Genomic DNA, 346 nt, shown 5'->3' on the forward strand with positions numbered 1-346 from the left:
GGAAATCCTCGCCAAGACGCCGGCCATCCCCTCCGGCTGCCAGTGGGGCATCTTCCTGCGCAACCACGACGAGCTGACCCTCGAAATGGTCACCGACGAGGAACGCGACTACATGTGGGCGGAGTACGCCAAGGACCCCCGCATGCGGGCCAACATCGGCATCCGCAGGCGCCTCGCCCCGCTTCTCGACAACGACCGGCACTCGATCGAGCTGTTCACCGCCCTGCTGCTGGCCCTGCCGGGCAGCCCGATCCTCTACTACGGCGACGAGATCGGCATGGGCGACAACATCTGGCTCGGCGACCGCGACGCCGTCCGCACCCCCATGCAGTGGACCCCGGACCGC

Annotated in this window: 1 protein-coding gene; it reads left to right on the plus strand. The window is 68.2% G+C overall.

Annotated features, from left to right (window positions below; translation table 11 throughout):
- Positions 1-346 (plus strand): alpha-amylase family glycosyl hydrolase (locus ADK36_RS14750; protein ID WP_048587659.1); only part of this gene is annotated, 346 nt, incomplete at both ends.

This window comes from Streptomyces viridochromogenes, from assembly GCF_001270495.1.
Lineage (GTDB): Bacteria > Actinomycetota > Actinomycetes > Streptomycetales > Streptomycetaceae > Streptomyces > Streptomyces viridochromogenes_A.